Origin of the sequence: Streptomyces sp. HSW2009, from assembly GCF_040240285.1 — a bacterium.
GTDB lineage: Bacteria > Actinomycetota > Actinomycetes > Streptomycetales > Streptomycetaceae > Streptomyces.
This window is the reverse complement of the sequence record NZ_JBEHZD010000309.1, coordinates 1-9,330: the sequence shown is the minus strand read 5'-3', so window position 1 is coordinate 9,330 and position 9,330 is coordinate 1. Positions and strand designations below refer to the sequence as shown.

Here is a 9,330-nt window from a genome sequence, read left to right as displayed (position 1 = left end):
CCCCGCGGGGGCGTGCCACCGGGGGCCCCCCACGGCGCACACCGCGCCCGCCCCGACCGGCGGTCCACGAAGGGCCCACGACGCATGGCGCGCCGTGGGCCCTTCGACGTGCCGTGCACACGCTCGTACGCCCGGTATCGATGGGGTGATCTGCGTACGAGAAGGGCGCCCGCGGGCGCACGGACATCGAGCGGGTACCTCGCGGGGCGCGTCAACGGTCACACGCCCCGAACGCGCCACCACGAGCGGCTTCCCCCGCACCCGACCGCCCCGCGCCGCGGCTCACTGCCGGCGTTCTGCGTCTGCTGCCGGCACTTGGCGTGTTCAATGGGGTGCGCAGCGTCACCGGCCGCGTACGGGCCTTCGGGGCGCGGCGCTTGGCGTGCGGATGCGGTGGAGGGGCGCTGACGCGGCATGGCAGGGGTGGAGCATGCGACGGCGCGGGCCCGTGGGTGGGACCGTATTGGCGTGCTGCTGTGGGGTTAGGCCGTCACCTGGTGGGCCACGGCGGCCACCGCGATCAAGGCGATGAGCAGGGCTATCAGCGCTGCCGGGGTCAGCCCGGCGAGTGGGCCTTCGGGCTGGGAGCGCCGCCTGGCCCGGCAGACCGGGCACCGGCCCTCGCTGACGGGACTGGCGCAGTTGGCGCAGACGAGCCTGTCGTACGTCATGCGCTCTCCTCCTCCCGTATGCGGCGCAGCCGCTGCCTATACAAGGGGCAAACGCTTCGGGGCGAGCGCTTGTTCCTCTACCACTGTGCCAGCTTCCGTGCGCATCGGCGCGCTCCGTGCGAATCGCCCAGTGTACCGGCCCCGAGCCGTCCGGATTGCCGTTGTTTGTTCCCGATGTGGCCGGGAGGAAACGCACCAACCCCGGACGCCGACTGCGCGCCGCTGTGCGCTTCGCGTAGGGTCACGCTCACCGACGGGAGCCGCACCAGCGGCAGCAGCCCGTACCCCCTACACAGGTCGACCGTGGTGCTTTCGTGATCCGATTCGACAACGTCTCCAAGACCTATCCCAAGCAGACCCGCCCCGCGTTGCGGGACGTCTCGCTGGAGATCGCCAAGGGCGAGTTCGTCTTCCTGGTCGGTTCCTCGGGATCGGGCAAGTCCACCTTCCTGCGACTGCTGTTGCGCGAGGAGCGGGCCAGTCACGGCGCCGTCCACGTGCTGGGCAAGGACCTCGCGCGGCTGTCCAACTGGAAGGTGCCGCAGATGCGCCGCCAGCTCGGCACCGTCTTCCAGGACTTCCGGCTGCTGCCCAACAAGACGGTGGGGGAGAACGTCGCCTTCGCCCTCGAAGTGATCGGCAAGCCGCGCGGCGCCATCCGCAAGACCGTGCCCGAGGTGCTCGATCTGGTCGGCCTCGGCGGCAAGCAGGACCGGATGCCGGGCGAGCTCTCCGGTGGTGAGCAGCAGCGGGTCGCCATCGCCCGCGCGTTCGTCAACCGGCCCATGCTGCTCATCGCGGACGAGCCCACCGGCAACCTCGACCCGCAGACCTCGGTCGGCATCATGAAGCTGCTGGACCGGATCAACCGGACCGGGACCACGGTGGTCATGGCCACCCACGACCAGCAGATCGTCGACCAGATGCGCAAGCGCGTCATCGAACTTGAAAAGGGCCGTCTCGTGCGTGACCAGTCGCGCGGCGTCTACGGCTACCAGCACTGAAAGGACGCCATGCGCGCCCAGTTCGTCCTGTCGGAGATCGGCGTCGGTCTCCGCCGCAATCTGACGATGACCTTCGCCGTGATCGTCTCCGTGGCCCTCTCCCTCGCACTGTTCGGGGCGTCCCTGCTGATGAGCGAGCAGGTCGACTCGATGAAGGGCTACTGGTACGACAAGGTCAATGTCTCGATCTTCCTGTGCAACAAGAACGACAAGGAGACCTCGCCCAACTGTGAGAAGGGCGCCGTCACCGACGACCAGAAGAAGGAGATCCGCGCCGAGCTTGAGCGGATGAACCTGGTCGAGTCGGTGCAGTTCGAAACCAGCGAGGAGGCGTTCAAGCACTACCAGGAGGAGTTCGGCGACTCCCCGCTGGCCAGTTCGCTGACGGCCGACCAGATGCAGGAGTCGTTCCGGGTCAAGCTCAAGGACCCGGAGCAGTACAAGGTCATCTCCAGTGCCTTCGCCGCCCGGCCGGGCGTGCAGGAGGTGCAGGACCAGAAGGCCGTGCTCGAACCCCTCTTCAACCTGCTCAGCGGCATGAACTTCGCGGCACTCGGCGTGATGGCGCTGATGCTGGTGGTGGCCCTGCTGCTGATCGTCAACACGGTGCGGGTCTCGGCGTTCAGCCGCCGCAGGGAGACCGGCATCATGCGGCTGGTGGGCGCCTCCAGCTTCTACATCCAGATGCCGTTCATCATGGAGGCCGCCATCGCCGGCCTGATCGGCGCGGTCCTCGCCTGCGTCCTGCTGGTCACCGGCCAGCAGGTGCTGGTCAACGGCTGGCTCGCGGACCACATCAGCGTCATCGACTTCATCGGCTGGGACGCGGTCATCTCCAAGCTCCCGCTGGTGCTCGCGATCGGTCTGCTGATGCCGGCGCTTGCCGCGTTCTTCGCGCTGCGCAAGTACCTCAAGGTGTGACGTACGCCTAGGGCGCCGTACGGTCAACACCCCGTGCGGCGCCCGGCCGTCGCCTAGACTCGCCGGTATGTCGGGCCCGTGGATGATCCGTCCGCTCCGCTCCGCGCCGGCTGGCACGCAGCCCGCGGAGGCCGAGCAGCGACTCCGCCGTACCCGCCGCGGGGCCGCCCTCACCCTCGTCTTCGCCAGCGTTTTGGCGACCGGCGCCGCCACCGGCTCCTGGGGCGGCGAACCCGCCGACGAGCGTCCGCCGCGGGCCGCCCGCGCCCCGTCTCCCGACTCCCTTCATCCGGCCGGCGATGCCCGCCCCGCCGACCCGCCGCCGCGCGCCGCCGCCCCGGCCGCGCCCGGCTATGACGACCACTCACGCGAGGTGAGCCGCAGCGGCGACCGGTGGAGTTCGGTCTACACCCGCCGTGAGTACGAGGGGTTCAAGCGCGGCCTCGAAGGCCAGTACGTGGGCGTCGGGCTGTGGGCCCGGCGGTTGCCGAGCGGGGTCATCTCCGTCGACCGCGTCCAGCCGGGCAGCCCGGCGGCCCGGGCCGGCCTGCGCGCCGGTGACCGGCTCAGATCCATCGACGGAGTGCCCGTGACGGGCCGCCCGGTCACCGAGGTGGTGGCCAGGCTGCGCGGCGACGTCCCCCAGGACGACACGGCCGCCTCCCGCCCGACCGGGACGAGCGCGCCCCCGCCGGCGCAGGGCCCGGAGCCGGGTGGCGCGCCGGCCGCATCCCAGCCCGGCCCCGCCGAGCAGCCTGCCGGCCCGTACGGATCGGGCGGGTCGCAGGGACCGCAGGGGCCGGGCGGACCGCACGACGCGCCGGATGCGGCCGAAGCGGTGGAGGCGGCTGGGCCCGCCGATGACGAGGGCGCGGCGGCGGACGACCCGGCGGAGCCCGGGACGCACGATGCGGTACGAGCCCCCGTAGCCCCGGACGCTCCGGGCGGCGCGGAGCCCCGTACCGGTGAGGGGCCGGCCGGCGGCGGCACCACCGGCGCCTCGGATCACGCCGGGGCCACTGACCCGGCTGGCAGCGCTGGCCCCACCCGCGAGGACGGCCGCACCGGTGGTCCGGGCGCGGCCGGGGACGATGCGCCGGCGGCGGGCGGCGCGCCGAGCGGCGACGGCTCCCGGGGCGCGGCCGGCCGGCGTGGGGACGCCGCCGACGAGGCCGCAGGCACCGAGGTGGTGCTCGGTCTTGAGCGGGCCGGCCGGCAGTGGAGCCAGACCCTGCGCCGCTCCCGGCTCGCGGCCCGCAACGTCACGGTGCACCGGCTGACCGACGGCGAACCCGACGCGACCCGGATCAAGGTCGAGGCGTTCACCAAGCACACCGGCGACCAGGTCCGCCGCGCGGTGCGGGCGGCGCCCAAGGGCGATGCGCTCGTACTCGACCTGCGCGGCAACTCCGGCGGCCTGGTCACCGAGGCCACCACCGCGGCCTCCGCGTTCCTCGACGGCGGGCTGGTCGGCACCTATGACGTCCGCGGTGACCAGCGCGTTCTCAACGCCGACCGGGGCGGCGACACCCAGACCCCGCTGGTGGTGCTGGTGGACGGCGGCACGATGAGCGCCGGCGAACTGCTGACCGGGGCGCTCCAGGACCGGGGCCGGGCGGTCGTGATCGGCTCGCAGACCTTCGGCAAGGGCTCGGTCCAACTTCCGACCGAGCGCCCGGACGGCTCGGTCGCCGAGGAGACCGTGGGCCAGTACCGCACCCCCGCGGGCCGCGGCGTCGAAGGCGTGGGCATCTCCCCCGACCTCTCCGCGGGCGACGACGCCGAACAGCGGGCGCAGTCAGTATTGAGTGGCCTCGGGGGCGGGGCCTAGTGCGACAATGGCCGCGCTATGGCTAAAGAGACGGGACGCAAACTCATCGCGCAGCACAAGAAGGCGCGCCACGATTACCACATCCTGGATACGTACGAGTGCGGTCTGGTGCTGACCGGCACCGAGGTCAAGTCGTTGCGGCAGGGCCGGGCCTCGCTGGTCGACGGCTTCGTCCAGATCGACGGGCACGAGGCATGGCTGCACAACGTGCACGTGCCCGAGTACGCGCAGGGCACCTGGACCAACCACACCGCGCGCCGCAAGCGCAAGCTGCTGCTGCACCGCGCGGAGATCGACAAGCTGGAGTCGAAGTCCCAGGAGAGCGGCCACACCATCGTGCCGCTGGCCATGTACTTCAAGGACGGCCGGGCCAAGGTCGAGATCGCCCTGGCCAAGGGCAAGAAGGAGTACGACAAGCGGCAGACGCTGCGCGAGCAGCAGGACCGCCGCGAGGCCGACCGCGCGATGTCGGCGGTCCGCCGCCGACAGCGGGCCTGACCGCCCCGATCCGGGCGACCTGCCGGGTGCGCGGCGCCGCCATCGGGCGGTCAGCGGAATAGGCTGGCACGTACGGATGCTGTTCACGTACGATGGCATCTGCTCCGCATAGCCGGGGTAGCCCCTTATGGGGTGCGCATTGAAAACACCACATGGGGATGATCGGTTTCGACAGCGGATGTCGAAGCAGGGGAAGCGTGTCGAGAAAGCGGCAATGATCTCGTAAACCATATGCCGAAACCAATAATCGCCAATTCCAAGCGCGATTCCTTCGCCCTCGCTGCCTAAGTAGCGACTCGCGAAGTGTCAGCCCGGGGGTGTTCCCGACCCGGATCCTGGCATCAGCTAGGGAACTCAACCGCCAGGCCCGGCCACGGGGTCTGGCGGGAAAACCAACAGTGGCTGGGCCCGTCGGAGACTTGTTCGCGTGATCTCCGGGGCCGAGAAAAGCGCAGCGAACTGCACACGGAGAAGCCCTGATTCCGCACCGTTGGACGCGGGTTCGATTCCCGCCATCTCCACGAATGCGAGAGGCGAGGTGTGCCCACGGACTGCGTGGGCCGCCTCGCCTTCGTCGTTTCTGCGCCGGCGGGGGGGGGGGCGGCGGGGCGGGGCGCCCCCCCCCGCCCCCCACGACGGCAGACCGGGTGGCGCGGCGCGCGGCAACGTAGGGGCCGGCACGGGAGCGGTCGCCGGCGGGGTGAAGGGCGGCGTGGGCACCGCGAGCACCGTGCTCCCCTCAGGCATCACGGTCGCCGCCCTCGCCGTCGTCAACGCGGCCGGCTCCACGATCGACCCGAACACCGGCCGCCTGTACGGCACGCTCTACGGCCGGCCGTACGAGGACTGCCACCGGCCGTACGAGGAACACCAGGAGCGAGTGGAGCAGCAGGAGCGAGACGGGCGACAAGGGCCGCCGGATACGGGCGCCGGGGCGGGTGGGGCGGGCGCGGGGGAGGCGGGCCCGGGTGGAGTGGGACCGGGAGCGCCGGGTCCGAGTAGCCGGCAGGGCGCGAGCCAAGGGCAGGTCCGGGCGGAGGAGGCAGATGGGGAAGGGGAAAGGAGGGAGCACGAGGAGAGAGGCAGGTTCTACGAGCCGGTGCCACCGGACCGGCACGGCGAGGCGCAGCAGCGACTGCGGCTCGCGCGGGAGGAGTCCGCACGGCGCCAGACGACCTCCGTGGACCCGCCACTCAACACCACACTCGCCATCGTCGCCACGGACGCCGACCTGACCCGCGCCCAGGCCCAGAAGCTGGCGGGTACCGCCCACGACGGGTTGGCCCGCGCCGTACGACCCGTCCACCTGCTCTCCGACGGAGACACCGTCTTCGCGCTGGCCACCGGCGGACACCCGTTGGACGCAGCCGCCACATCAGCCACGGCGGGCCTGCCGAACACGGCAGCCTTCGGGGTGCACCGGGCGGCAGGAGCACTCAACGAGGTCCTGGCAGCCGGCGCCGACGTCCTCATGCAGGCAGTGGTGGACGCGATGCTCTCCGCCGAGAGCATCGACGGGCCCGGCGGTGTCTTCCCGTCGTACCGGGAACTGTACGAGCCCGGCGAACAGCAAACGGAGGGCTGAGCCGGAGCTGCGCGGGAGGGGGTGGGGTGGGGGGAGGGCCGAAGCCAGCGGACACCAACCGCTAGTGCTGTGACCGCATAGGTTCGCCGGGTTGGGCGTCGTGGCGGTTGGATGTGTGGTGACGTCCGAACCGACCGCTGGAGGCGCGGTGGCCGAGCCTGTCCGTGTGCGCAGACTGACTGACCAGGAAGGGCAGAAGCTGCAGCAGATCGTGCGTCGAGGCAGCACCAGTTCGGTGCGCTATCGGCGGGCGATGATGCTGCTGGCCTCGGCCGGCGGGAACCGGGTGCCGGTGATCGCCCAGTTGGTCCAAGCCGACGAGGACACCGTGCGCGATGTGATCCACCGATTCAATGAGATCGGTCTGGCCTGCCTGGACCCTCGATGGGCGGGAGGCCGTCCCCGCCTGCTCAACCCTGATGACGAGGACTTCGTCATCCAGACGGCCACCACTCGCCCCACCAAGCTCGGCCAGCCCTTCACCCGCTGGTCACTGCGCAAACTCGTCGCCTACCTGCGGAAAGTCCACGGCCGGGTCATCCGCATCGGCCGCGAAGCATTACGCACTCTCCTCGCCCGCCGCGGTGTCACCTTCCAGCGCACCAAGACCTGGAAGGAATCCCCCGACCCGGACCGCGAGGCGAAGCTGGACCGGATCGAGGGGTTCTTGAACCGCTTCCCCGACCGAGTGTTCGCCTTCGATGAGTTTGGCCCGCTCGGAATCCGGCCCACCGCAGGATCGGGCTGGGCCGAGCAGACCCATCCCGACCGAGTGCCGGCCAGCTACCACCGCACTCACGGGGTGCGCTACTTCCACGGCTGCTACTCGGTCGGCGACGACCGTCTGTGGGGTGTCAACCGCCGCAAGAAGGGTGCCGCGAACACGCTGGCCGCGCTGAAATCGATCCGCGCCGCCAGGCCCGACGGCGCACCGATCTACCTCATCCTGGACAACCTGTCCGCCCACAAGGGCGCTGACATCCAGCGCTGGGCGAGGAAACACAAGGTCGAGCTGTGCTTCACCCCAACCACACCGTGCAGACCCGGGCCCTGCACGCCTACCTGCGCTGGCGCAACGCCAACACCCGCCACCGCGACGTCCTAGCCGCCGAACGCAGGGAACGCGCCCGCATCCGAAGCGAGAGAGGTATCCGCTGGGGCGGACGCCCGCTCGCCGCCGCGGCCTGAACAACCCGGCGAACCTAAGCGGTCAGAGCACTAGCCACCAACACCCCGCCCAACAAACCCAACCCACAAACCCACGAACCCCCGCCCCAGCAGCAAGAAGCCGCAGGTGGCGGGGGTTCGGGTGCCGTTAGGCGGCGGCGTCGAAGCCCGTGTCTCGGGCCATCTTCTTCAGTTCCAGCAGGGCGTGCTTCTCGATCTGCCGGATTCGCTCCCGGGTGAGGCCGTGCTGCTTGCCGACCTCGGTCAGGGTGCGTTCGCGGCCGTCTTCCATGCCGTACCGCGCCTTGATGATCGAGGCGGTGCGTTCGTCCAGCCGCCCGATCAGGTCTTCGAGGCCCTCGCGGCGCAGCATCACCAGGACGGACTGCTCGGGGGACTCCGCGGAGGTGTCCTCCAGCAGGTCGCCGAACTGGGTCTCGCCCTCGTCGTCGACGGACATGTTGAGGCTGACCGGGTCGCGGGCCCAGTCGAGCACGTCCGAGACGCGCTCCGGTGTGGAGCCGAGTTCGGCAGCGATCTCCGTGTGCTCCGGGTCGCGGCCGTTCTCCCGGTTGAACTCGCGCTGCACCCGACGGATGCGGCCGAGCTCTTCCACCAGGTGGACGGGGAGCCGGATGGTGCGGGACTGGTCGGCGATGGAACGCGTGATGGCCTGGCGAATCCACCAGGTCGCGTACGTGGAGAACTTGAAGCCCTTGGCGTAGTCGAACTTCTCCACCGCGCGGACCAGGCCCGCGTTGCCCTCCTGGATCAGGTCGAGGAGGGGCAGCCCGCTGCGCGGATAGCGGCGCGCCACCGCCACCACCAGGCGCAGGTTGGAGCGGATGAAGACGTCCTTCGCCCGGGAACCTTCGGCGGCCAGCGCCTCCAGCTCCTCGCGGCTCGCGCCCGCCGCTGCGGCTTCTTCCACCTCGCCGTCGAGGATCTGCTGGGCGTACACACCCACCTCGATGGTCTGCGATAGCTCGACTTCCTTGGCCGCGTCGAGCAACGGCGTACGTGCGATCTCGTCGAGGTACATGCCGACCAGGTCGCGGTCGGCGATCTCCCCGCCTACGGCGCGAACACTGCTTGCCCTGCCAGAGGCGGTACTGCCGGTAGCACCGGAATTACCAGCCTGACGACGGGCGACGGCACGGGTTGCCATGCGTGCTCCCTTGCGATGAGTCGGTCGCGGGATCGTGCTGGTCGAGGTAGTGGGCATTGGACCCTGCAAGTACCCCGTCCGATGGAAACAACGAGTGGAAACCGGACAGAATTCCCCTGCGGTCCCGCCAATTTCGTGATCATGCAGTACCCTGTCCCGCCGCAAGGGAGGCCACATGTCAGTGGATCATCGGGAAGCGCAGGTCACGGCGGGTACCGAAGGAGACTTCGACGCTGGTACGAACCACCGGCGCCACGGCCCCCGTGAGACGGCCGTCACGTCACTCGTCGGGTGCTCCAACCCCGAACGACGTCGTCCGGGGCTGCGCTCCCACCCTGTAGACGACATGGGCCCGCTTCTGGTTGCTCAGCCCGCCGTCACCCGCCCGGCCGCAGGCCCCGACGGCGGCTCCGGGCCCGAGCCAGCGCCCCGCGGCCCCGCCGGACCCCGCCCCCCCCCCCCCCCCCCCCCCCCCCCCCCCCCCC

The 9,330-nt window shown here is 70.7% G+C and carries 7 protein-coding genes, 1 other RNA gene and 3 pseudogenes; 8 read left to right on the top strand and 3 right to left on the bottom strand.

Features of this window, described 5'->3' with window-relative positions; genetic code table 11:
- Positions 1-482: 482 nt before the first annotated feature.
- Positions 483-671 carry a hypothetical protein gene (locus AAHZ94_RS21450; RefSeq protein ID WP_349994603.1) on the bottom strand — a complete coding sequence of 63 codons (189 nt, stop codon included), beginning with the start codon at positions 669-671 and terminating at the stop codon, positions 483-485.
- 314 nt (positions 672-985) lie between these two features.
- Between AAHZ94_RS21450 and ftsE the strand changes: the two genes are divergently transcribed.
- From ftsE to AAHZ94_RS21410, 8 genes and pseudogenes are all read left to right on the top strand, one after another.
- Complete coding sequence (gene ftsE / locus AAHZ94_RS21445; protein ID WP_176161906.1) at positions 986-1,675, top strand: cell division ATP-binding protein FtsE; 690 nt, start codon at positions 986-988, stop codon at positions 1,673-1,675.
- 9 nt (positions 1,676-1,684) lie between these two features.
- Positions 1,685-2,596, top strand: a complete 912-nt coding sequence (ftsX, locus tag AAHZ94_RS21440; RefSeq protein WP_349994602.1) for a permease-like cell division protein FtsX — start codon at positions 1,685-1,687, stop codon at positions 2,594-2,596.
- Positions 2,597-2,663: 67 nt separating this feature from the next.
- Positions 2,664-3,227 (top strand): annotated as a pseudogene (locus AAHZ94_RS21435) (S41 family peptidase); the annotation flags it as partial.
- A 393-nt stretch (positions 3,228-3,620) separates the two neighbouring features.
- Positions 3,621-4,427: pseudogene (locus tag AAHZ94_RS21430) on the top strand (S41 family peptidase); the annotation flags it as partial.
- A gap of 18 nt (positions 4,428-4,445) precedes the next feature.
- Positions 4,446-4,925, top strand: coding sequence for an SsrA-binding protein SmpB (smpB, locus tag AAHZ94_RS21425; protein WP_349994601.1), 480 nt, complete (start codon positions 4,446-4,448; stop codon positions 4,923-4,925).
- A gap of 154 nt (positions 4,926-5,079) precedes the next feature.
- Positions 5,080-5,449, top strand: a transfer-messenger RNA (tmRNA) gene (gene ssrA / locus AAHZ94_RS21420).
- 14 nt (positions 5,450-5,463) lie between these two features.
- Complete coding sequence (locus AAHZ94_RS21415) at positions 5,464-6,510, top strand: P1 family peptidase (RefSeq protein WP_502964733.1); 1,047 nt, start codon at positions 5,464-5,466, stop codon at positions 6,508-6,510.
- Between the two features lie 148 nt (positions 6,511-6,658).
- Positions 6,659-7,698: pseudogene (locus AAHZ94_RS21410) on the top strand (IS630 family transposase).
- 127 nt (positions 7,699-7,825) lie between these two features.
- Here the strand turns inward: AAHZ94_RS21410 and AAHZ94_RS21405 are convergent.
- On the bottom strand, positions 7,826-8,845 hold the full coding sequence (locus AAHZ94_RS21405) for a sigma-70 family RNA polymerase sigma factor (protein WP_349994600.1): 1,020 nt from the start codon (positions 8,843-8,845) through the stop codon (positions 7,826-7,828).
- A gap of 280 nt (positions 8,846-9,125) precedes the next feature.
- A partial coding sequence (locus tag AAHZ94_RS21400) for a hypothetical protein (RefSeq protein WP_349994599.1) occupies positions 9,126-9,330 on the bottom strand: 205 nt, incomplete at its 5' end.

Coding starts and splice junctions, on each gene's coding strand:
- smpB (WP_349994601.1), top strand. CDS start 4,446: ATGGCTAAAGAGACGGGACGCAAACTCATCGCGCAGCACAAGAAGGCG.
- AAHZ94_RS21450 (WP_349994603.1), bottom strand. CDS start 671: ATGACGTACGACAGGCTCGTCTGCGCCAACTGCGCCAGTCCCGTCAGC.
- AAHZ94_RS21405 (WP_349994600.1), bottom strand. CDS start 8,845: ATGGCAACCCGTGCCGTCGCCCGTCGTCAGGCTGGTAATTCCGGTGCT.
- ftsX (WP_349994602.1), top strand. CDS start 1,685: ATGCGCGCCCAGTTCGTCCTGTCGGAGATCGGCGTCGGTCTCCGCCGC.